This window comes from Butyrivibrio sp. AE2032, assembly GCF_000702965.1.
Map to the genome: position 1 here is coordinate 1,291,073 of NZ_JNLF01000005.1, position 23,932 is coordinate 1,315,004.

Sequence of the window (23,932 nt, forward strand, 5' to 3'; positions counted from 1 at the left end):
CAAAACCCATTCTTTGTGAGGAGGTGAACTTCATGACAGAAAAGAAGACCGGATACAAGATAACAAGCGGCATATTATCAGCCGCACTCACAGCCGGCATCCTGCCCGGACTTGCCATGACTTCATTTGCTGACGGATACGCGGCGGAAGTATGGTCTCCCGACCAGCAGACCAAGTTAGGCAGTTACGAGACATTTGAGGATGCCGTGGCAGCCGCAAACGATGCAGGTGCTTACGCCGGCGTCAGACTCCTGGAAGACACTGAAGTGAAAGGTGAGCTGACACTGACCGAAGACCTAAATATTTTCGTTAACGGATACACATTTACGGTAGCAGAAGATGCGGAGATCTTAGGCGATGATTACGGCATCGACATGTTCGCCGATACTTCGGAAGGTTCTTCAGGCATCGTGGAGATCAAGGGCCATGTCGAGCCGTTTCTGTATATATGCTCAAGCGATCTGCTCGTTAACGTTACCGGCGGAAAAATAGATTACTTTATCTGCGATGACGGCTTAGTTAATGTCAACGAAGGTGCGTTCATACCCTGTTTTATGATCAGTGACGGCATCATCTGCATATCCGGCGGCGAAGTCCAATATGCGCAGCTGTTCGACGGCATTCTGTCCGTAACCGGCGGTGAGATCATGACACTCTGCATAGACGGAGGAGGAGCGGTAATAACCGGCGGCAAGATCGACTGTATCGGTGTCCTGAACAACATGGGCGCTCCCATGGTCAGCATCACGGGAGATACACAGATAGTCGAAGCGATGTTCGATTTCTACGGGTCGAATAATGAATGCGGTGAATCGTATATTTCCATTACAGAAGAAGCAACGATCCGCATGATGAGGATCACCATGGACGAAGACACGATGTGCAACAACGAAGGCATGTATGGTCACATCGACATCGAGGGCGGATATTTCGGCTTCGATCCTTCAGCTGCAGAAGCCCTGGCTGAGCTTACCGATGTCCAGAAGAGCCACCTCGACTACGCAGCCGATGAGGAAAAGATCGATGAGTACACCGGCCAGAATGACTGGAAGGCAGATCCTGACATCTATCCTTTCAGGATCGCAGGTCCCGTCGAAGAATACTTCACCGGCTGGGAGGAGTACGACGGTGAATGGTACTACTTCGTGGACGACAGAGTAGTAACCGGTTGGTATAAGGTCGAAGGAGTCTGGTACTATTTTGATCCCGAAACAGGCGCAATGGTCACCGGCTGGAAACAGATCGAAGGCAAATGGTATTACTTCGTCAATAACGGCTCCATGGTCACCGGATGGAAAGAGATCGGCAAGAGATGGTATTACTTCACAACCTCCGGCGATATGGTAACAGGATGGAAGTCCATAGGCGGCAAGTGGTATTACTTCAACGCCGGCGGCGACATGGCAACTGGATGGAAAGAGATCGGCAAGGTCTGGTACTATTTCGAAAAGTCCGGCGCGATGGTGACCGGCTGGAAAGAGATCGGCGGCTTCTACTACTATTTCAAGCCGAGCGGCGCAATGGCTTCAAATGAATACATCGGCGGCTACAGGCTCGACGCGAGCGGCAAGTGGACCTACAAGGAAAAGGCAAGCTGGAGACACGACTCCAGGGGCTGGTGGTACGGCGATAACAAAGGCTGGTACGCAAAGAACGAGACCAGAAAGATCGATGGCACGGATTATGCTTTCGACGCATCAGGCTACTGGATAGAGAAATGATATCTGCCGGAACTTGTCCCATTAACTGACTGAAATGATGGGGCTGTCTCACTGAATAAAATGAGGCAGCCCCTGTTGATTGACAATTAGAACCATTGACTCAAAAACCGGGCTGAAAACCGGGCGTGCGCCGTATTTTTAGCCGGGTTTTTCGGAAAATCCGGCAAAAGCACGGTTAAAAACCCGGCTGTAACCGTGTTTTTAGCCGAGGTTTTCGAAAACATTTCTGATTCATTTTTTTTACCTCGAAGCGTAGACAAATCACAAAAGCGTTCCATAATAAAAACTATAAGACATAAGATCTCCGGGAGGTATTTCCATGCTCCGCAAACTGCGTTTTTCCTTTATTGCCCTGCTGGTCGTTTTCATTTTCGCAGGCAGTGTCTCTGCAGGCACCGTCAAGTCATACAGCATGCTCTATGACGTTGACCAGGAATCGGCCAGGTCCATGCTCTCCATGATCAACGACTGGAGGACAGGCGGTGACGCGTGGTACTACAACATTCAGGGTCAAAAGGTCCAGTGCGGCGTCCTCTCTGCCCTGACATACGACTACAACCTGGAGCAGATAGCTCTTCAGAGAGCGTATGAGATCGCTTTATGCTTCAGTCACGACAGACCTGACGGCACAGACTGCTTCACCTGCAAATACAACGGGACAAGATCATGGGGCGAGAATATCGCCATGGGATCAAAGACCGCTGCCGATGCTTTCGATCAGTGGAAGGAAGAAAACTGCAACTACAACTTCCAGGGTCACAGAAGGAACATGCTGGGCGCTGACGTAACCTTCAGGGCAATCGGCATCGCGCATGTTAAAGTAAACGGCTACGATTTCTGGGTACAGGAATTCGGCATGACGAACAGCGGCGCGCAGGCCACAGCGGCAGTCACGGGCGAGCAGTACGGAACCGTGGCAATAGACACTTCGGCCATGGAGTTTTATTTCTTCTCCGGAACGCTCAGCAAAGTCGATTACGAAGACACCGTCGACCTCCCGTTCGTCGCCGGCTTTTACTATTGCGACGATACCTACGGCAACGGATTCTATATCCCTCCCACATCGATCACAAACGTTACCTGGACTTCGAGCGATCCGTCCATACTGCGGATAAACAATAACAAAACGGTAACGGCAGTGGGCGCCGGCAGCTGCACTCTCACAGCCACAGGTGTCTTTGAAGGCCAGACCTACACATGCTCGATCAATTCACGCGGCGCTTCGGTCAATATCGAGAGTTCGGCTGACATAACGGCTTCCGTTCCGGACGTTTATTTCGACATAAACGGCGTGACACCGAAGCCGACCGTCAAGTATAAGGGGACCACGCTCGTCGAAGGAACCGATTACACGATCAGGGCTTATTCCGGAAACAATAAAGCAAATGACAATGCTTATGTCCAGATAGTGGGAAATAACCGCTTCACGGGATTCCTGAATATCCATTTCAAGATTAAGCCGGTCGACATCAATGACGTGACGGTCTCATCAGTTGCCGACACCTCGTATACGGGCAGCGCGATCAAACCCGCCGTAACCGTGAAACAGAACGGAACCGACTTAAGATCAGGCACCGACTATACCATAACCTATGCAAACAATACGAATGCCGGCACCGCGACCGTTACTGTCAAGGGAACCGGTTCCTACTTCGGCGAGAAGGTCATGAACTTCAAGATCAAGCCTCAGTCTGTCGCAAACCTGACATTCTCGAGCGTAAGTGATCATGTTTATACCGGCTCTGCAATCACCCCTTCCGTCACCGTTAAGAACGGCACGAAAACTCTCGCCAAAGACACGGATTATACCGTCACTTATTCGAACAACACCGAGCCCGGTACCGCTTCGATAACGGTCAAAGGCAAAGGCAACTACAATGGCACAAAGACAATTAACTTCAAGATATCGGCAAGAAACATTGCTGATGCCGTCTGCTCCGTGGCCAACGCGGATTACACCGGATCAGCCGTTACTCCGAAGCTCGAAGTAAGATATTCCCAAACGCTCCTGACAGAGGGACAGGATTACACGGTAAGCTATAAGAACAACGTAAATCCCGGCACGGCCACCGCCACCATCACGGGTAAGGGACCGTACTATACGGGCACGCTCACGGTAAATTTCAACATCGTGAAATTCGATTACGGCACCGTAAAGATGTCCGAAGCAAAGTTCGTTCTCGCAAAAGACATAGTCGAATACACCGGATCTGCGATCAAGCCGGCTCTCTCCGTCACTTACGGCGACCATACTTATATAGAGGGCACGGATTATTCAGTATCTTATTCGGACAACATTAACGCCGGCATCTGCACGGTTACCGTAAAAGGCATCAACGGCAATCTCGAGGGCTCCAAATCGGATACATTCACTATAAAGTCAAAGAGCATCCTCGGCCTTACGATCGAACCCGTTCCGGATCAGAAATATACGGGATCTCCGATCACACCGGATGTCACGATAAAGGACGGGACAAAGACCCTGGTAAAGGATGTTGATTATACTCTCGTCCACACAAACAATACATATGTGACCACCAATGCAAAGATCACCATAAACGGCAAGGGCAACTACTCCGACTGCACAACCGTGACGTTCGAGATCCTTCCCGTACTCACCTGGAAGAGCGAAAACGGAAAGTGGTATCTCTTGTATTCCAACGGAGTCAAGAAGACAGGTTTTGCCAAGATGGACGGCAAGACATACTACATGGACAGTACCGGTGCAATGGTAACCGGCTGGCAGAAGATCGACAGCTCCTGGTATTACTTCAATACCGACGGCAGCATGGCAACGGGATGGAAGGGCATCGGCGGAAAGTGGTACTGCTTCACCGCCTCCGGCACCATGATGACGGGCTGGAACGAGATAGACGGCAAGTGGTATTACTTCAACGACGGCGCCATGGTCACAGGCTGGAAGTCGGTCAACGGCAAATGGTACTACTTCAACACTGACGGCAGTATGGTCGCGGGCTGGAAGTCGATCAAGAATAAATGGTATTACTTCAACACCGACGGCAGCATGGTATCAGGCTGGAAGAGCATCGGCGGCGTATGGTACTACTTCAACAAAGACGGCGACATGGTTACCGGCTGGAAGAAGATCGACGGCGAATGGTACTATTTCGAGTCCTCGGGTGCCATGAAGACACGCTGGCTCTACACGGGCGGCAAGTGGTACTACCTCGGCACGAACGGCATCATGGTTCATTCAACGAGCCTCGTGATAGGCGGAAAGACTTATGAATTCGATACCGAAGGAATATGTCTGAACCCATAAAGGTTTACATATTGTTTGTTGGATAAACAGACCGCAAGGCGTAATAATCTGATTATAGACTTCTGATAAATTTGGAGGTGTTCTTTATGTTGCGTAAGCTTCGCTATTCTCTCGTTACTTTACTGGTGGTTTTCCTTTTCGCAGGCAGCGTCTCCGCGGCAACGACCAAGACTTTTTCAATGACTTACAGCGTCGACAACGAAGTTGCCAGGAACATTTTCCCAATGCTCAACGAATGGAGACAGAGCGGCGAGACCTGGTACTACAATTCATCCGGCACAAAGGTCTCATGCGGCAAACTCGACGCGCTGTCCTACGACTATAACCTCGAGCAGGTCGCTTTGCAGCGCGCTTATGAGATCGCGGTAAGCTTCGCTCACGCAAGGCCCGACAACACGGACTGCTGGACCTGCTACTACATCGGCACCAGATCGTACGGCGAAATCCTTGTCGCGGGACGCACGACTGCCGACAAAGCTTTCGAGGCATGGCAGGAGGAAGACAAGGATTACAGCGGCCAGGGCCACAGAAGGATAATGCTCGGAGCTGAGGGCTACAATTACAAGGCAGTAGGCTTCGCACACGTGGTATTGGACGGAAAAGATTTCTGGGTCGGCGAATTCGGTTATACCAACAGCGGCGCGGCAAAGACCACGGCGCTGAAAGGAACAAAGACCGGTTCGGTAACGATAGATACGTCGACCGCCACATTCTCCATCTCGCCTTCATCCTCCTTCTCACAGGTTAAACTCGGTGACACACAGACTCTGCCCGAAATAGTCGGCGGATATAAGACTGCCAAGACCTGGGGCACAAAAGGTCTCAAGGTTCCTTCCAAAGACATCACGGGAGTCACCTGGACATCGAGCAACACCTCCGTTCTCAAGGTGGTAAACAACACCTCCGTAAAGGCTGTCGGCGCCGGAAGCTGCACGCTCACCGCCACCGCAACATACGACGGCAAATCCTATACATTCAGCCTGAGCGTCTCTGTCCCGAAGATATACCTCTCGAACGAAGCTATCACCTGCTCCGTGCCCACCTGCACATATGACATAAACGGCGTCACGCCCAAGCCCACCATCAAGTACGGTTCGACCACTCTCAAGGAAGGTACGGACTACACCATAACAAGCTACATGAACAACACCCTGATAACCGAGAACGGTTATGTCCAGGTTACCGGCATGGGAAGTTACTCCGGCTCGAAATACATCCAGTTCTCGATAGTAAAGGCCGACATTGCAGACTGCACGGTCGCTTCCATATCCGACACGGTCTATACGGGCAGCCAGATAAAGCCCGACGTTACCGTAAAGCAGAACGGCTCGGCTCTTACCAAGGGTACTCACTACACCGTGACTTATTCAAATAACACAGCTGCGGGAACTGCGTCCGTCACCATCGCCGGCACCGGCAAGTTCGAGGGCTCCGTCACAAAGACCTTCAAGATCACTCCCAAGCCCGTCAGCGATGTCACTGTTTCTTCCATAAACGATCAGACTTATACGGGTTCCGAGATCAAGCCTTCCGTCACTGTCAAGGACGGTACGAAAACGATGACTTCGGGAACGGATTACACCGTCTCCTATTCCAACAACACGGAGATCGGCAAAGCCGTCATCACCATCACCGGCAAGGGCAACTACAAGGGAACAAAGACTGTAAACTTCTCCATCGTCGAACCCGTCTACACATGGAAGAGCAGCGGCGGCAAGTGGTACCTTTACGACAACACCGGCCGTATGTATACAGGCTTTGTCACCATTAAGGGATCCACCTACTATCTCAATGCCAGCGGCGTAATGCAGACAGGCTGGCAGGATATCGGCGGAAAATGGTACTGGTTCAATACCGACGGCGTCATGGCAAAGGTCTGGAAACAGATCGGCGGAAAGTGGTACTACTTCAACGACGAGGGCGTCATGATCACCGGCTGGAAGCTCTCCGGCGGCATCTGGTATTACTTCAACAAGGACGGCGACATGGCTACAGGCTGGAAACAGGTCGGCGGAAAGTGGTATTACTTCAAAGACTCCGGCGAGATGGTAACCGGCTGGAAGAGCGTTAACGGAAAATGGTACTGGTTCAACAGCGACGGCCAGATGCAGACCGGCTGGAAGAAGATAGACGGCGACTGGTACTATTTCGATGCCGATGGCGCCATGAAGACACGCTGGCTGGGCCTTAACGGCAAATGGTATTACCTGGGAACGAACGGCATCATGGCACAGTCCACGAGCCTTGTGATCGGCGGCAAGACTTACAACTTCGATTCCGAGGGCGTGTGCACGAACCCGTAAGAAAGCTGCCAAATAAATTATCTAGGGGTATTTGAATTCAGGTTTAAATACCCCTTTCAATTTTTTTGATAATTCGGCTAATCAATTCACTTCTTTGTTATTCTTCATCGCATATTATATGTAATTCATCATAATTATTTTGATGAATTGCATAATGTCTATAAAGCGCAAGTAACGCGCTTAAAGACAAGTCCTCGATTGTTTCGGCATTTTCGTCAAAACAATCCACATGAGTTGGTTTTCCAATAATACGACTGCTCAAATTGTTACAAGCATCTATAACAAAACGGCATAGCCAGAATATAACATCTTCTTCAGGACAATTGCTGAAACTTTTGCTGACAAAAAGGCAATCCATAGGTTTAGGATAATTACATTCTTGATTGTTTTCTTTTAGCCATAAATAATCGTCAATATAAGCATCCAGACTGCAAAGAGCGAGTCCTAAATGAACAGCAGCTTTCTTAGAAGTAATTATCCGTTTAAATGTGTATATTTCATAATTCGATATTTTTAAAGAAGAATAGTATTGAAACTTCGGAAAGTACTGTCGAAACAAATAAATATACTGATGTGAAGATAGTTCATATTTCTCCAGGTCATCACATAACAAGGATAAACCTTCTTCCCAATGTAGTTCATTGATGTTAATCGAAATCGAAGCATCACATCGATTAAGAATATATTCTCGTACATTCTCAGAAAACAAATTGTATTCTGTATACATGGTGCGCTCGTAGTTATGAGTCGGATTATAAACATATGCTATCTGGCATAAGGGAATAAGCTCTTTCTTATTCTCGTATCTGATCATGAATCTTCTAGCTTGTAATTCTTCGTTCTCGCAAAAATCGTTTGTATCATTCTTTTCAGTAGAAGAAGTATTAACAACTATTGTTTCCGATATAATCTCTGCAATGAAGTTGTCGTCTATTTCTTTAACACTGTCCGTTTGATTCTTGTTATCAGTATTCTTGATTACATAGAGAAATACACCTGCCAACAATGAAGACAGCGTTTCATATTTCCCAGGAAAATCTTGTTTTGCAGTTCCATTTATAAGGTCAACGATAGTATCCTGAGCTATTGAATCATCTTCATCTAATATTCTCTTTAATAGTTTTTCTAATAACTTCACTTTATTTGGATCAATTTTGTCCGCAACTATATCCATGCAGCCCGCTATTTCAAAATATTTTTGAGAATCCATATTATTTATTTTTTCGATGAATGCCGGAGAGGGATTTTTTGCGCCGCGTACTAAATGTCCAATCAGTGATTCATCCGGTGCATAGTCATAATCTATAGAAGAAAACAAATCCTGAAAGATTATTTTCTGAACAAAACCTCTTTTTACAGCACATAACTTTACGGATTTTAAGAAAGTTCCCAAACACAATCTGCTCATAATTCACCATTTTTGACTTCTCGGTCAAGTCCCAGTCAAGTTCTGGTCAAGGTTCAGTCATGGCTTGACCAATTGATTTTTCGTAATCTTACGGCATCACCACTCGTCAGTGGGCCACTGAAATCCGAAGAGGGTGATGAAACCTTTAGCCTGTGATTATTTATCGGATTATTAATCACTTTTGCTAAGAAAGGAGGAAAACTTATGCTTAGCAATGAACCTAATTGTAATTATAACAAGCCAAGATCGGGCAGCAAAGACATTTGGAATGCTCGACTTCTAGATGGTGCTACTTACACAGAAGGCAATGATATGCCAATCTGTCATATATGTAATGGAACTATCCCTATTGGGGTAACCGGATACGACGATGCATTAAGTTTGCACAAAAAGCTTTTCAGAGAAGATCCGAATTACCATGTAGATAAATATATTCATACTTACATAGACGATCAGAAATTTGATGGAAATCGCAGTGGTATTTGGTTTTATCCGGAAAAGTTCATAGATATAGCCCACCATTATTCTGGTGTAATCAGTCCGGACTTCTCAACCTATGCCGATTTTCCTGATTCTTTAAAGCGCTGGAACATCTATAGGATGAGGGCATTTGACTATATTCTTCAGAAGAATTGCATAAGAGTCATACCAAATGTACGTTGGGGCACATCTGAAACCTGGGAATACTGTTTTGATGGCATTCCTATAAATGGAATAATAGCAATTGGTGTCATTGCAAGTGGCATTAAAAAGATCAGTAACCGCAAGTATTTCATAGATGGACTCTACAAAGCAATTGAAGTGCTAAAGCCACACACAATTATTATATACGGTTCAGACAATTACGATATTTTCGACAAGATTCGAGAACTGGGAATAAAAATCATTGCCTTCCCAAGCAAAACAAATCTCGCTTTTATGAAGGAGGGCAGCAAATGAGTAAATCAATAAGTAACCATTTTCATGGCACAACCGGGGAACGCATGTTCCCTGGTGAACACCTGGAATCCGAAGGTGATATAATTAAAGGTAGAGTCCAAGGGTTAGACTTAAGAGAGCATCCTGTCAAATATAAGAGCTCATTAAGCGTGAAGGCGATTAAGAAAAAAATCGATAATCGCACGGCAACTAAGGATGAACTGAAGAAATATTATTCTAAAATCAGATTGGCAAAAAGACGTAGTAAAGGGGTCAGGGAGTTTTGGAAAGAAGAACGTCGTCGTATTAAAAAAGGAGAACCGACAACACGCAATTGGACAGCAGCTCAACGTCAAGATATTCTTAATAATAGAATACCAAGAGTAAATGGGAAGAAGTATCAAGGACATCATACCTACAGCGTTTCAAAATATCCTCATCTAGCCAACCAAGGATCTGTAATATTTCCTGTGACATTTGAAGAGCATCTATACGATTGGCATGGCGGAAACTTTAAAAACAGCCTACCAGGAGTGCCATTTAAAAGAAAAAGAAAAACATAAGGAGAAAAAAATATGTGTGAAACAGGTGATACAGTAGGAATCAAAATCCCAAAAGGAACCCCGATAGCAAAGTGTGTTGCTGTAATAAGAAAGATCGAACCGTCATTATCCATATCCGATATCAGCAGCCGCATCAATAATGATGAATACGTTCTGTCTTATGACTATACAGACGATAGTGGTGTAAAAAAAATAATAAAATGCTATGAGGGATTAACAAAACTTGGAATAACTCCAACTTTATATGAACTCGATGACGAAGAGTGTGATATCGAGATGATTAAAAATCTAAATGATATGTATGATGAAATAGATTCTGAGATTGATGAAGACGAGGAATAATCCTCTTTACTGTAAAGTCATAGCAATCGGACACGCTTAACTTTATAGATTGTTTTCAAGACACAATTTTCGAGATTATTAAAGCAAGCAAATAAATCAGGGGCGGCTCATCATTGAACCGCCCCTGTAATTTACCGATTATTATTCAGACCGGAGGATCAGCCTACATCGTCATCCTCGTCGTCGTAGTCATCCTCGTCGTCGTAGTCATCCCAATCGTCGTAATCGTCCCAGTCATCGTAATCATCCCAATCATCGTAACCGCCGCCTAATTCGCCGGAGAAGGTGGTTGCAGCAGCAGCGCCGAGATCGACCAGATCTTCAACGATCTTATCGTTCATGGGAACGCCTGTCGGGTTTGTTGCAGCCTTGAAAGACTTAACGAATGTGTTGAGGACAGTGCCCTTCTCGTTAAGCGAGAGACCGCCGATGATGAAGATGTTGGAACCGTTGACTTCAACGGAGATGGAGATGTCGCCCTTGAGAGAATTTACGATATCCTCGAAATCATCCTGGTCATATACCATGTCTACGACATCCATGATGTCGTCGTTATCAAGAGCCATCTTGCCGAGCTTTGCGATATCGATGTGGAATCTGATGAATCCCTCTTTCTTTGATGAGAAGAATTCCTTTGCAGTCATGTCCTTTGTGCTGATGTCAGCCGTATCGTCGAGCGTGTCTTCGATGAACTCCATTACGTCCGCAGCATAACTGTCTTCGGAAAGCTGCATGACGCATGCGAATGCACCGTCGAGCTTAAGATCTGCGATGTCCTCGAGATCATCCAGGTCCTCGAAATTTTCGAAGAAGTCCTGAGCGTCCTCAATGCCTTTGCACTGTGCAGCAAGAGCGAAAGAAACGACGTCATCTGCATCGATTACTTCGGAAAGACCGACGTTGCGGAGCAGTGTCTCCATCTGCTCGGGTGCGTCCTCGATGTTTTCCTCGTCAGCATAAGTATAGATACCATCCTCGAGATCTTCGATATCAGGAGCTCTTCCCTCGATATCGTACTCTTCAAACTTCAGCTTCTCGCAAGCCTTGATGAATGCATCTGTAGATATCTTTGTAGTCTTGGCGCAGCCTGCGAAGATACCTGCCAGCATAGTAGCTGTAAGTACACATGCCATTGCCTTAATCTTTTTCATAATACTTCACCCTCCTTTTGGGAATAGAGTGATTTTAACACACCTCATATTCCTTTGACTATTTGGCGGGTATAACAAAAACCGCAGTTTGCGTGATATTATTGTTCGGTGAAATGGTATTTCGCGAGGGGGGTGTTCGTTATATGCGCGAAAAATGGTCGTCAAGATCGGCATTTATCCTGGCAGCGATCGGTTCTGCCGTAGGCTTGGGCAACGCCTGGAGATTTCCGGGACTTGCAGCCAAGTACGGCGGCGGTGCATTTCTCTTTGTCTATCTTATTGCAATGCTCGTAATCGGCATTCCGCTTCTCATGATGGAGATCGCCGTGGCAAGGTACACCAGACAGGGCGCGCCGGGTTCAATCCGTGCGATGAACAAGAAGTGGGAAAGCGTCGGCTGGCTCGCCGTTTCAAACGGTATCGGCATCTCGATCTACTACGCCGCAGTTTTCGCCTGGGTCATCCTGATGTTCATCATAAGCTTCAAGTTCGCCGGCATGACGGGCAACACGGAAGCCGCAAGTTCGCTCTGGGCTGACACCATCAAGACAACAGGCACGACTTCAGGGTTTACTACCATCTCATGGCCAGTATTGGGATGCCTCGTCCTTTCCTGGGCGCTCTGCTACATCTGCATCCGCAACGGCACAACAACGGTCGGCAAGGTCGTTAAGTTCACCGTATCCCTCCCCGTCATCTGCCTTCTCATAATGGCAGTCCGCGGCATGATGATGCCCGGTGCCATGAGCGGCATCGCAAAGCTCTTCATCCCCGACTGGACAGCTCTCGGCAACTCCAATCTCTGGGTAGACTCGATCGGTCAGGTCTTCTATTCCCTTTCGACATCGATGGCGATCATGTTCGCTTACGGCTCATTCCTCGACAAGGAATCCAACATAGTCGTCGACACGATAATCATCGCTTTCTCCGACATGTTCATCAGCATCCTCGCCGGCATCGTTATGTTCACGACGATGGCAGGCGTCGGCATGCTCGACAACATCTCCGCTTCAGGCATCGCGACCGCATTCATCATCTACCCTCAGGCGATCGTCAAGATCTCCGACAACGGCGTATTCAACATGATCTTCGCGTTCATCTTCTACTTCTGCCTGATCACTCTCGCTATCGACTCGCTCTTCTCCATCATCGAAGGCATCTCGACCGCACTTTCCGATAAATTCAAGCTCAACAAGAAAAAGACGACGCTCACGATCTGCATCGTCGAAGGCGTCATCAGCCTCATATACGTAACAGGCGCCGGCCTTGCTGTTCTCGACATCGTCGATTATTACATCAACAGCTACACGCTCCTCATCACGGGCGTTCTCGAAATGATCGTCGCAGGCTGGTTCTTCAAAACCTATAAGATCCTCGACGAACTGAACCGCAACACCAACAAGCTCAAGATGCCTTCATGGTGGTTCCTGCCTTCCATCAAGTTCATCTCGCCGATCATCCTCACGGGACTCTTCATATGGAACCTCATTAACCTCATCAAGGGCGGCGGCATCTATGGCGCCGGAGACGGCTATACGCTCGTCTCGAACATAATCTTCGGCTGGGGAACGGCTACCCTGATCCTCTGCTCGGGCTTCATCATCAAAGGCATCGTCAAAGCCAAGTCCGGTAAGGGTTTTGAAGAAGACAACAGAACCTGGGATGAGCTGAAGGAAAACTGATACAGTGCTGACATTGCATAAGGAGACACCGACTTGAACAGGCCCTCATTAAAGAAGCTGATCCCCCTGCTCCTCCTGATATTCACCATCGCGGGCATAATAGGGTTCTTTTATGAGGAGATCTGCGTCTACATAAACGACGGGGTTTTCGCCAAGCGCGGCACGACATACGGCCCCTGGATCCCGATATACGGCTTCGGGTCGCTCTTCATCTTTTTCCTGACAAACAGATTCCGCAAAAAACCGTGGCTGGTGTTCCTCGTAAGTACTGTCTCATGCGGGCTTCTGGAACTCGCCACGGGCTACGTTCTCGATCACTTCTTCCACATGAGACTCTGGGACTACTCGATAGTCATCCTCAACTGGGGCAACCTGAACGGCTATATATGCGTAAGGTCGGTAATTACATGGGGGCTCTTCGGACTCCTTCTGATGTACGGCGTCCTCCCTCCTCTCGAAAAACTTCAGGCAAAGCACCCCAAGGTGTTTAATGTCGTGGCAATCGTGCCTTTCGCGATCTTCGCGCTCGACATAATCCTCAGCCTTACGTTAAAATAGGCTCCTGACAAAGACGCCTTTAGGAGAAACCATGAACAAAGAATACCTGAAAAAGAGATTCCCGCTGCTGATGCTCATCTTCGCATTCGGCGGCGTCTTCGGCTTCATATATGAAGAGATATTCTACCGTTTCGACCTGGGCGAATGGGTAAAACGCGGCACGACGTTCGGTCCGTGGATCCCGATCTACGGCTTCGGCGGACTACTGATACTGGGCTTTACATTCAAAGTCAGAAAGAATCCCTTCCTGGTCTTCCTGCTCGCGACCGTTGCGTCCGGTGTGCTCGAGCTTGCGACGGGCTGGGTGGTCCTTACCGTCTTCGGCATAAGGCTCTGGGACTACAACGAGGAGATACTGAACTGGGGCAACATCGGCGGATTCGTATGCGCGAGATCTGTCCTGTTCTTCGGCGTTTCAGGCGTGTTCCTGAGGTTCGTCCTGGTGCCGCTTTTCGAAAAGATCGAGCAAAAGCTCCCCAGAAAGGCATGGCTCGCGCTCTGTTTCATCCCCGCGGGGCTCTTTGCGGCCGACATTATCGTCAGTCTGATATGTAAAGCGGCCGGAGTGTAAAGAGAATTTTACATAATGTTAATGGAAGATAACCTGCTCCTTTGATACTATAAATAAATTAAAGGGTTTTGCGTTTGTTGCCTTAAACAGGCTGTTTTAAGGACAGACAAAGGAGCACCGTTATGATGAATGGCGATAATTTGGCACTCAGGAAAAAGCCTAATGCCGAAGATGATGCATATAACGACATAAAAGCACTTGTACTTGTCATCGTAGGCATATTGATAAATATTGCCGGAAGTCTTGTCGCCAAGGAATTCTCCTTTCCCCTCTATCTCGACAGCATAGGAACCATAGCGGTAGCGCTTACGGGCGGCTTTATGCCCGCCGTGCTCGTCGGTTTCTTCACCAACCTCATCAGCAGCTTATCCTATTACCCGAACATCTATTACAGCGTCATCAACGTCCTTATTGCCATAACCGCAGCCACTTTCTCACAGAGAGGAATGCTCAGGAAGCTCACCTGGAAGATGGTATTCCCCATCATCTGTTTCGTTCTCGTGGGCGGCGGTTTGGGTTCGGCCATAACATGGGGGCTTTACGGAGACTCGATGGGCGAGGAAGTTGCATCCGCACTGGCAACCCAACTCAATGACAACTATATACATAACGTATTCTGGTCACAGATGTGCGCCGGACTCGTAATGGATCTGCCGGACAAGCTCATCAGCACCGCCGCAGCGTTCATCATCTACAAGATATATCCGAAGCATTTAAGGCCGATAAGGAACAAGATGGACATCGTAGCGGCTCTTGCCAAGAAGGGACTGTCTTTGAGTGCAAAGATAGTGCTGTGCGTATCCCTGATCTTCGGCATCGCGGCCGCGGTCGTCACCTATGTAAGCTACAGGCAGTTCTCGGACACCATGATTGCGTCGGAATACGAATATGCCACCGATGTCGCGAAATATGTAGCCACGCTGATCGATCCGGCATGGGTCGATTCATACATAGCAAGAGGTCCCGGCGCCGAAGGATATTACAAGATCGACAAGACGATCAACATGCTCCTTTCGAGCTCGGACAGAATACAGTACCTCTATGTGTATAAGATCGAAGAGGACGGCTGCCATGTCGTTTTCGATGCCGACACGCCTGATCTCCCGGGCAGCGAGCACGGAGAGATAATACCGTTCGACGAGACATTCCTGGAATATAAGGACGAACTCCTCGCCGGCAATCCGATCGATATACCCATAATATCCGATGACTCCTACGGCTGGCTCCTCACCACATATGTTCCGCTCTATGACGAAAACGGCAAGTGCGTATGCTATGTCTGCGTTGACGCCTCGATGCCGAATATCGTCGACACCGAGAGGACGTTCGCATTCAAGACCACGACGCTCCTTTTGGGATTCTTCATCACGATCCTCACCCTGAGCGTATATCTGGCGAAACGTTACATCGTCACTCCGGTCAACAATCTCGCAAAGCTCGCGGGCGACTTCGCCTACACGGACGACGAGGCGCGCAAGGAGACACTCGACAGCATCAGGGATCTTGAGATCAAGACGGGTGACGAGATCGAGCAGCTCTATGACGCGATGGCGAAAACGACGCGCGACACCGTCGATTACATCAACGAATCGCAGCGCAAAAACGAAGCGATATCGACCTTCCAGAGCGGCATGATCAGCGTCATGGCAGACCTGGTCGAGAGCCGAGACAAATCTACCGGCACGCACATCAAGAACACCTCCGCCTATGTCGAGATAATCTGCGAGCAGATGATCGAGGACGGCATCTATCCCGATGTGGTCAATGAGGAATACAAAGCGAACGTCGTAGCTTCCGCACCTATGCACGACATCGGCAAGATAAAGATCTCCGACGCTATCCTCAATAAGCCCGGCAAGTTCAACGACGAGGAATACGAGATAATGAAGACTCACGCTGCCGAGGGTGCGAAGATCATAAGGACCGTCAAGAAGACCGTCGACAACAAGGAACTTAAGGAAGACTATCTCGGAGAAGCCGAGAACATGGCCCACTACCACCACGAGAAGTGGAACGGCAAGGGCTATCCCAACGGTCTCAAGGGCGAGGAGATCCCTCTGTCCGCAAGGATAATGGCCGTTGCCGACGTTTTCGACGCGCTGGTCGCAGAGCGTGTTTATAAGCCGGGCATGCCTTTCGACAAGGCGATGGGAATAATAAAGGAAAGTTCCGGCGAGCATTTCGATCCCAAGATAGTCGAAGCATTCGTACACGCGGAAGACAAGATCCGCGCGGTAACCGCAGAGATCCACTGATACATAAACTTTCATTCTGCAAAAGTCAGTTGCGCTGCACATTACACGGTGGACCGTCATTCACGCGCCTGAGCACGAATCCTCAAAGTGGGGTAAAATACTTTGTGGAAAAAATAATAGGAGCCCGCGCGTATGAATAAGATAGAGTTTTGGAAAGACGGAGAATACACCTATCCCCTCGCATTTGATTTCAGGCCGAACCTCAGGCCCTATCTCCTGGACGACGGAGAAACCCATCCCTGTATCCTGGTGCTTCCGGGCGGCGGATATGCGGTCGTCGTTCCGCCTGAGGGCGAACTCGTCGCAAAAAGATTCAACGAGCTGGGCTACAGCTGTTTTGTCATGACATACACGACCAACCAGCTCATGCGCGAACCCGTTATGGAACAGGCCATGAAAGACCTCGCAAGGGCTGTCCGCTTCGTCAGAAAGAACGCTTCAGAATACCGGATCGATCCTTCAAAACTCTATGTCTGCGGGTTCTCCGCGGCAGGTCACGTCTGCGGCTCGCTGTGCGATTACTGGAGTGAGATCGAAGATACGGATCCTGATTATAAGGACATCTCTTGCCGTCCCGACGCAGCGATCCTCTCTTACCCCGTCATCACATCTGGCGAATATGCGCATAAGGATTCGTTCCGCTTCCTTCTGGGCGCCGACATCTACGACCGCGAAGACGATGAGGCAAAGTATCTTTTGGACCGCTATTCGCTCGAAAAGCACGTCAGAGCGGACAATCCTCCCTGCTTCGTCTGGCAGACCGAAGAGGACAATCTCGTGCCCGTTAAGAACAGTTACCTTTACGCTGACGCATTGAAAGAAGCGGGCGTCAAATACGAACACAAGACATTCCCGCACGGCTTCCACGGACTGTCCGTCCCCAACGACGACTGGGCACAGGGAAGGCACGGAGAACCCTACACCGCAGAGCAGAGCTTCGCGCTCGTCAAGGCCATAAAGGAAGGCCTGATCGAAGCTCCGGAAGAAGGTGCGGAAAGCCTTTTGGGATTCTTAGGACCATTCCCTTACGATCCGGATTTCCACGGATTTCCGGATGTGTGCGTATGGCCTGAGATGGCTGACAGATTTTTAAAGAGTTTGGGAGAATGAAAAGATGGATATAACCGATAAGAGGATCGACGACGGAAAGGCTTTCGACTGGGGAAAGACCTCCGAAGAATACGCAAAATACAGAGACATCTATCCTGACATATTCTATAAAAAGATCGCCGACAGAGGGCTCTGCATAAAAGGACAGAAGGTCCTGGATCTCGGAACCGGCACCGGCGTTCTGCCGCGCAACATGTATAAGTACGGCGCAGAGTGGACCGGCACGGACATCTCTCCCGAGCAGATAGAACAGGCAAAAAAGCTCGCGGAAAAATCCGGCATGAATATCGATTTCAAAGCTGTTTCAGCGGAGAAACTCGACTTCCCGTCAGAGTCATTCGACGTCATAACGGCATGCCAGTGCTTCTGGTATTTCGATCACGCGAAAGTCGCACCCGAGTTTCAGCGCATCCTCAAAAAGGACGGAAAACTCGTGATACTCTACATGGCATGGCTCCCCTTCGAAGATGAGCTCGCCGGAAAGAGCGAGGACCTCGTAAGGAAGTTCAACCCCAAGTGGTCGGGCGGCGGAGAGACCAGACATCCCATCTGGATACCGGATGTCATGTATGACTATTTCGAGCTCGAAGAACACGAGGAATACGACGTGAACGTACACTTCACCAAAGAGTCCTGGCACGGACGCATGTTCGCATGCAGAGGCGTCGGCGCTTCGCTCTCCCCTGACGAACTCGCGAAATGGGACGCCGAGCACAGGGCGCTCCTGGCAGACGCACCAGATGAATTCGACGTGCTGCACTATGCCGCAACGGCAATCTTAAAGAGGAAAGATTTATGATCGAATACCGCATCGCAACAGCAGATGACATAGAACTTCTAATGAGCAGCCGCCTGGAGATGCTCAAAGTAGTAAATAACCTTACGGACGACTATGTTTTTCCAGACCTGATAGTTAACGAGAGCCGCGACTATTTTCTTAACGGCGACCAGACCACGGTCATCGCCATAGACGGCGCAGAAGTAATCGGCTGCGCTTCGATGAGCTACATGCGGATAATGCCTACCTTCTCGCATCCGACGGGAAAGCGCGCGCATCTCATGAACGTTTACACGAGAAATGAATACCGCCGTCAGGGCATCGCGAGAAAGATGGTCTTAATGCTGATAGAAGACGCGTGGAACAGGGGTTCGACTGAGATCAGCCTCGACGCGACCACGATGGGAAGGCCGCTTTACGAGAGCCTCGGTTTTAAGACTTCTTCAGAGTGCATGGTGCTGACAAAAGACTGAACTGTCACCTGTTAAAGAATGCATAGATCACTTCGTAATCACCGCACCTGGTGATGATGAGGAATCTTCCTGTAGGGTCGGTGTAGACATTATACTGTTCTGTATATGTCATGCCCTCCATGCCCGCATCCTTTATCATTCCGAGATCGTACGTGCCGTCTCGTTCGATCATCCCGGTGTCGATGCCGTTCTCTTTTTTCCAGCTGTCGATGCAGTCGAACCTGACGATGTCAAAATAGCAGTCCATGAACTTTCCGCTGATGCTGACTTCACCTTTTTCCGTAATGCTGTCGAGGTTTTCCTTCGCATATGCTTCGAGAGACTCATAGTCTGAAGGAACGGCCTCAGTGTTCTCATATATCCTGTGCGATGCGATCTCCAAACGGTCATAGACATAATCGTTGAGTTTGATCTCGATATTGTAGTAACTGCCGAATACGTCCTTGTAAGTAAGACCCGTGTCGCTCACGTACTCTTCGAGTGTCATTCCTTCCGGGAGCATGCTGTCGCTGGCATCAAAATTCCGCCTTAAAAAATCGGCATCGATCGTCACGATCTCGGTGCTGTCCGTAACGTTCTTGTGGTCCAGCGTCACTTCATTAACGAGCTTTACGATCTCTTTCCAGTTGTCGGGAAACCCGCCGTAACCGTTCTTTCTCAAATATCGCTCGACACCTTCGGAATCGTAATATGTGAGATATATTTCGTATGCAAGGGGCTCTTCCTCACTGCCCAGCACATTGGGAAGCGCGGCTATCACGTCGATGAGTTCCATCGCCTTGTCGCTTCTCAGCATTTCATCCTTTTCTTTGTTGAATTCGTATTTGCCCCAGCTGTTGTAGGTAAAGAACGTGTTCGGATTATCGGCGTTTCCCGTCGCAGCCAGGAAGTCAAGAGAAATTATCCCGGTCTTCGCCTTCGACCCGCACCCCGCAAACGCGATGCACATGGACATCACGAGCACCATGCTCATTACTGTTGTTATTATCTTTCTACCCATATTTTTCTCCTTTTGCCGGAAAACATATCCGGCGGATGCTGCTCTCGTCAATAGAATCAGTTTACTACGATAAGCACGTCTTCATGGACCGGTTTATCCCTGACACTGCCACGGGAAGGTGCGATCGAGAGTGCCATGTCGATATAGTTTTCGACATCTATCTCGTCATCCGGAGTATCCGCAAGAATATACAGATTTATATAAGGATGATATAATTCCTCCTCATTATCAGGATCGAAATAATAGAACTCGAGGATCACCCTCATACCGCCGGGATATTTACCCGTCTCATCCGTCTTGATACATATGTCGCGCATCTGCCTCAGATACTCGGTAACTTCACTGCGCTTCTCCTCCGAAGCCTCAGAAGAAACATATATCCTGAGGGTATAACTGTACAAGTGAAAATCGCCCGCCTGCTTTCGGCCCGTGTCGTTCTTCATGACAACGTCAAAGTCATGTTCTTCAAGGCAGGCGTTCATCTCCTCATAGTACGGGTTCTCATATGCATAGTAAGAGGAACTCACGGCAGGTGTTTTCGGATTGTTTTTCCTGTCATTCACATAGATTATTCCGAGTGCGACAGGAGTCAGTATCAGTATGGTTGAGATCACCATGTTCACCACTGCCCAGATGCTCTTACGGTTCTTTACTTTCGCCGCGATCGCGAAAGCAAGGCTCGCGATCGGCCCTAAAGCGCATGCAGCCGCAATGAGAAATGCCGTGTAAAACGCATCCCCGACAGCACCGAAACCCATCGCAAGGATCATGACAAAGAGAAACGGAATGGCAAGTACGCCAAGAACCATCAGCACGTTCGATATGATGCAGAAGATCATAGCGGTCTTTTTGGACTTCCCGGAATTGACGGCAGAAGGTACCTGCTGATACGGAGCGGTCTGCGGATATAGCGCGTTTTGCTGATACGGAGCGGGCTGCACAGCGGGACCGTACTGAACCTGCGGATAAGGAGCGTTCTGCCCGTACTGGTTATTCTGTCCATACTGATCGTTCTGCATCCGGATGACCTCTTTTTCGCGCGCTGACGCTTTATAAGGCTGATTTTACTACATACGCCGTCACAGCGATATAATGGGAGGAAGCGAGGTGGCATATGAGTATCAGACTTGTGCAGGCAAAAAGAGAAGACATGAAGACCGTCTGGGAGATGCAGATCGAGGCATTCAGGGGGCTTCTTGAGACATATCAGGATTACGACATGAGCCCCGGCGCGGAGCCTTTCGAGAAGGTTCTGGCAAGATTCGAACAGCCGTGGACCGTATACTATTTCATCGTCGCTGAGGACGTCAACGTCGGCGTCATCCGCGTGGTCGACAGGAAGGACGGCTCGAGGAAACGCATTTCGCCGCTCTGGATAATGGAGGAATACCGCGGCAAAGGATATGCACAGCAGGCGATCCTCGCCGTTGAAGAAATCTACGGACCCGATAACTGGTCGCTCGACACCATCCTGCAGGAAAAGGGCAACTGCCATCTCTACGAGAAGATGGGCTACCACCGGACCGGCAAGACCGAGAAGATCAACGACAGGATGGACATCGTCTTTTACGAGAAGGGATAAATAAAAATGAACTACAAGATCATAGACAGGGAAACATATTACCGCAAGGGCGTCTACCGCCATTTCACCGAAGACTGCAAGTGCTCGGTCTCCATGACCGCGCGCATCGACGTGACCTCACTTGTCGCGTTTTCGAAGGAAACGGACACGAAGTTCTACATCAACTTCCTGTACCTCCTGAGCAAGGTCCTGAATTCGCGCGACGACTACAGGATGCAGTATCTCTGGCAGTCGGACGAGCTAGTCTGCTACGACGTTATCAACCCGATCCAGTACGTCTTCCACGATGACACGGAGACCTGCACGCCCGTCTACACGACCTATTACGAGGATTATTCCGAATTCTATAAACATGCGTTGGAAGACGTCGAGCGCGCGAAAAACACACGCGAATACATGCTCGACGCACAGAACCACCCGAACTGGTTCGACGCATCCTACATCTCGTGGCTGTCCTACGATTCTCTGGACATCGAGCTTCCCGACGGCTACCTCTACTTCCTCCCCATCGTCAACTGGGGCAAGTACAGAGAAGAGAACGGCCGCTTCATGATGCCCCTCACGGTGCGCTTGAATCACGCGGTCGCCGACGGATTCCTCGTCGCCAACGTGTACAGACTGCTGGAAAAAGAGATTGGGGAGTTCAGTAAGGGTAAGTGCTGATATTCACTTGAATCGACTCGCATTTGCCAGTCACCACTTCAAAAAAATCGGCAACTATGCGGCAGTGCCGAATATTTTGCCGTATTTTTCGAGCATTAACTTGGAAAAATCTTGCAAAATTAAGGCATAGCCGCATTTCTGCCGGATAAATCCTATGATCGCGCCCTGTGTTAAAATCCAAGAAAAGCATTTATACGAGGTGTCACATGATCTTACGCGCATATACTAAAGAAGATTCGCCCGTCATCGCGAAATGGATACGCAGCGAGACCGAGCTCTACCAGTGGTCCGCCAGCCACTTCGGTTTCTTCCCGCTCCTCCCCTGCAGCATCGACGAGCATTACGCACCCTCTTTGAAGACAGGGCGCTTCATCCCGCTCACAGGCGTCGATGACGGCGGCAAACCCGTCGCGCACCTCTTCATAAAATATCCGAATGAGAACGACGACTCTTTGGTAAGGTTCGGCTTTGTCGTGGTCGATCCCGACATGCGCGGCAAGGGTTACGGCCGCGAGCTCATCCGCCTCGCCATTGATTATGTAAGGAACAACCTGTCGGCAACGAGGATCAGTCTCGGCGTTTTCGAGAACAATCCGAAAGCGAAAAAGTGCTACGTATCCGCCGGCTTCAAAGAATACGGCTCGCACACGGTCGACACGCCTTTCGGCCAGTGGGATTGCACGGACATGGAGCTGTATCTGTAAGGGCAACCACTGGTACATTGATCATCCGGGAGTTCCCGGAACAGTCCCTTAATCTACCCTTTCGCGCGCCTCAGTATCTGCCCTGAATTCGACGCGCGGTATTCCTTTGGCGTCATGCCGCAGTCCTTCTTCAGCACGTTCGTGAAATAGCTCTGGCTCGGAAACGCCAGAGAGGCCGATATCTCGGCGATCGAATAGTCGGACGAGGCGAGCATGGACTTGGCCGTCTCGAGCTTTTTGGTCTGGATGTATTCGCTGATCGAATAGCCGGTCTCCTTCTTGAACAGGCGCGACAGATAAGGCGCCGAGAGGTTGGTCACCGACGCCAGGGTCGCGAGCGTGATGCGCGTGTGCAGGTTCTCGTAAATGTAGTTGATGCAGGTGTTCACGGCCTTCGACGTGATGGCGCTCTTTTGCAGCGTCTGCATCTGCCTGGTGTAGTGAAGGCACATCTCGTTGTGGATGTCTGAGATCTCCTGCGGCGTGCGCGCCTCGTCGGCCTGGCGGATGTAGTAGTCGCTCAGGTTGTACGCCTCCGACTGCGACAGGCCGCCCGAGATGCAGAAACGCGCGACCAGGGCAACCGTGATGGTCAGGTGGTATTTGAGATTCTGGAGAGGGTTGTCGGACAGGATGCCGAGGCCCTTTTTCTCGTGGAACGGCTCGGAAAGAAGGCCCTTGACCTTGCGGAGATTGCCCGAGCGGATCGTCTCGTAGAAATCCATTTCGGGCGCTAAGGGCGCTCTGAAAAACTCATATTCCCTGTGAAGGAACTCCTGGTAGGAAATCTTTTTGCGCGGAGCGGGCATTTCGGGCCTCCTTGAAAACGGCTTCCGCCGGTAAAGTGCGGGAAGTGTCAAATATGCG

Annotated in this window: 21 protein-coding genes; 16 read left to right on the forward strand and 5 right to left on the reverse strand. The window is 49.3% G+C overall.

All coding sequences use genetic code 11. From position 1 onward, the window contains the following. Positions 1-32: 32 nt before the first annotated feature. From BO18_RS23380 to BO18_RS33425, 3 genes are all read left to right on the forward strand, one after another. On the forward strand, positions 33-1,721 hold the full coding sequence (locus BO18_RS23380) for a hypothetical protein (protein ID WP_034450039.1): 1,689 nt from the start codon (positions 33-35) through the stop codon (positions 1,719-1,721). Between the two features lie 319 nt (positions 1,722-2,040). After that, complete coding sequence (locus BO18_RS33420) at positions 2,041-5,004, forward strand: CAP domain-containing protein (RefSeq protein ID WP_051689094.1); 2,964 nt, start codon at positions 2,041-2,043, stop codon at positions 5,002-5,004. A gap of 86 nt (positions 5,005-5,090) precedes the next feature. Then, complete coding sequence (locus tag BO18_RS33425; protein ID WP_051689095.1) at positions 5,091-7,307, forward strand: CAP domain-containing protein; 2,217 nt, start codon at positions 5,091-5,093, stop codon at positions 7,305-7,307. Between the two features lie 97 nt (positions 7,308-7,404). Here BO18_RS33425 and BO18_RS23400 read toward each other — a convergent pair whose 3' ends face one another. Next, positions 7,405-8,700, reverse strand: coding sequence for a hypothetical protein (locus BO18_RS23400; RefSeq protein WP_034450040.1), 1,296 nt, complete (start codon positions 8,698-8,700; stop codon positions 7,405-7,407). A gap of 219 nt (positions 8,701-8,919) precedes the next feature. Here BO18_RS23400 and BO18_RS23405 point away from each other — a divergent pair, with 219 nt between their 5' ends. From BO18_RS23405 to BO18_RS23415, 3 genes are read left to right on the forward strand one after another with little or no spacing between them, the layout of a single operon-like run. Continuing rightward, positions 8,920-9,654: a DUF4417 domain-containing protein gene (locus BO18_RS23405; RefSeq protein ID WP_051689096.1), complete on the forward strand. Its 735-nt coding sequence runs from the start codon at positions 8,920-8,922 to the stop codon at positions 9,652-9,654. Beyond that, positions 9,651-10,196 carry a hypothetical protein gene (locus tag BO18_RS23410; RefSeq protein WP_051689097.1) on the forward strand — a complete coding sequence of 182 codons (546 nt, stop codon included), beginning with the start codon at positions 9,651-9,653 and terminating at the stop codon, positions 10,194-10,196. The genes BO18_RS23405 and BO18_RS23410 overlap by 4 nt, the downstream gene beginning before the upstream one ends. Before the next feature lie 12 nt (positions 10,197-10,208). Beyond that, complete coding sequence (locus tag BO18_RS23415) at positions 10,209-10,538, forward strand: hypothetical protein (RefSeq protein ID WP_034450041.1); 330 nt, start codon at positions 10,209-10,211, stop codon at positions 10,536-10,538. Between the two features lie 158 nt (positions 10,539-10,696). Here BO18_RS23415 and BO18_RS23420 read toward each other — a convergent pair whose 3' ends face one another. Further along, positions 10,697-11,689, reverse strand: a complete 993-nt coding sequence (locus tag BO18_RS23420; RefSeq protein ID WP_034450042.1) for a hypothetical protein — start codon at positions 11,687-11,689, stop codon at positions 10,697-10,699. 143 nt (positions 11,690-11,832) lie between these two features. On the opposite strand from BO18_RS23420, the gene BO18_RS23425 reads away from it, so the two are divergent. From BO18_RS23425 to BO18_RS23455, 7 genes are all read left to right on the forward strand, one after another. Next, on the forward strand, positions 11,833-13,371 hold the full coding sequence (locus tag BO18_RS23425; RefSeq protein ID WP_051689098.1) for a sodium-dependent transporter: 1,539 nt from the start codon (positions 11,833-11,835) through the stop codon (positions 13,369-13,371). A 33-nt stretch (positions 13,372-13,404) separates the two neighbouring features. Then, entirely contained in the window at positions 13,405-13,929 is a 525-nt protein-coding gene (locus BO18_RS23430) for a putative ABC transporter permease (protein ID WP_034450043.1), read from the forward strand. 31 nt (positions 13,930-13,960) lie between these two features. After that, positions 13,961-14,500, forward strand: coding sequence for a putative ABC transporter permease (locus BO18_RS23435; protein ID WP_034450044.1), 540 nt, complete (start codon positions 13,961-13,963; stop codon positions 14,498-14,500). Positions 14,501-14,622: 122 nt separating this feature from the next. Next, positions 14,623-16,755: an HD domain-containing phosphohydrolase gene (locus BO18_RS33430; protein WP_051689099.1), complete on the forward strand. Its 2,133-nt coding sequence runs from the start codon at positions 14,623-14,625 to the stop codon at positions 16,753-16,755. A 132-nt stretch (positions 16,756-16,887) separates the two neighbouring features. After that, positions 16,888-17,865, forward strand: coding sequence for an alpha/beta hydrolase (locus BO18_RS23445; protein WP_034450045.1), 978 nt, complete (start codon positions 16,888-16,890; stop codon positions 17,863-17,865). A 4-nt stretch (positions 17,866-17,869) separates the two neighbouring features. Then, positions 17,870-18,664 carry a class I SAM-dependent methyltransferase gene (locus BO18_RS23450; RefSeq protein ID WP_034450046.1) on the forward strand — a complete coding sequence of 265 codons (795 nt, stop codon included), beginning with the start codon at positions 17,870-17,872 and terminating at the stop codon, positions 18,662-18,664. Beyond that, complete coding sequence (locus BO18_RS23455; protein WP_034450047.1) at positions 18,661-19,116, forward strand: GNAT family N-acetyltransferase; 456 nt, start codon at positions 18,661-18,663, stop codon at positions 19,114-19,116. The genes BO18_RS23450 and BO18_RS23455 overlap by 4 nt, the downstream gene beginning before the upstream one ends. 4 nt (positions 19,117-19,120) lie before the next feature. On the opposite strand, the gene BO18_RS23460 is transcribed toward BO18_RS23455, so the two are convergent. Together BO18_RS23460 and BO18_RS23465 are read right to left on the reverse strand one after the other, a co-directional pair. Continuing rightward, positions 19,121-20,116, reverse strand: a complete 996-nt coding sequence (locus BO18_RS23460) for a hypothetical protein (RefSeq protein ID WP_034450048.1) — start codon at positions 20,114-20,116, stop codon at positions 19,121-19,123. 56 nt (positions 20,117-20,172) lie between these two features. Continuing rightward, positions 20,173-21,135 carry a DUF308 domain-containing protein gene (locus tag BO18_RS23465; RefSeq protein WP_034450049.1) on the reverse strand — a complete coding sequence of 321 codons (963 nt, stop codon included), beginning with the start codon at positions 21,133-21,135 and terminating at the stop codon, positions 20,173-20,175. Positions 21,136-21,230: 95 nt separating this feature from the next. Between BO18_RS23465 and BO18_RS23470 the strand changes: the two genes are divergently transcribed. The 3 genes from BO18_RS23470 (at position 21,231) to BO18_RS23480 (ending at position 23,065) form a co-directional block, all read left to right on the forward strand. Then, positions 21,231-21,698: a GNAT family N-acetyltransferase gene (locus BO18_RS23470; protein WP_034450050.1), complete on the forward strand. Its 468-nt coding sequence runs from the start codon at positions 21,231-21,233 to the stop codon at positions 21,696-21,698. Between the two features lie 6 nt (positions 21,699-21,704). Then, positions 21,705-22,361 carry a CatA-like O-acetyltransferase, family 3 gene (locus BO18_RS23475; protein WP_034450051.1) on the forward strand — a complete coding sequence of 219 codons (657 nt, stop codon included), beginning with the start codon at positions 21,705-21,707 and terminating at the stop codon, positions 22,359-22,361. Between the two features lie 206 nt (positions 22,362-22,567). Continuing rightward, a complete protein-coding gene (locus tag BO18_RS23480) occupies positions 22,568-23,065 on the forward strand; it encodes a GNAT family N-acetyltransferase (protein WP_034450052.1) in 498 nt (165 codons plus the stop codon). Between the two features lie 53 nt (positions 23,066-23,118). Here the strand turns inward: BO18_RS23480 and BO18_RS23485 are convergent, their stop codons facing one another. Further along, entirely contained in the window at positions 23,119-23,874 is a 756-nt protein-coding gene (locus BO18_RS23485; RefSeq protein ID WP_034450053.1) for an AraC family transcriptional regulator, read from the reverse strand. Positions 23,875-23,932 lie beyond the last annotated feature (58 nt).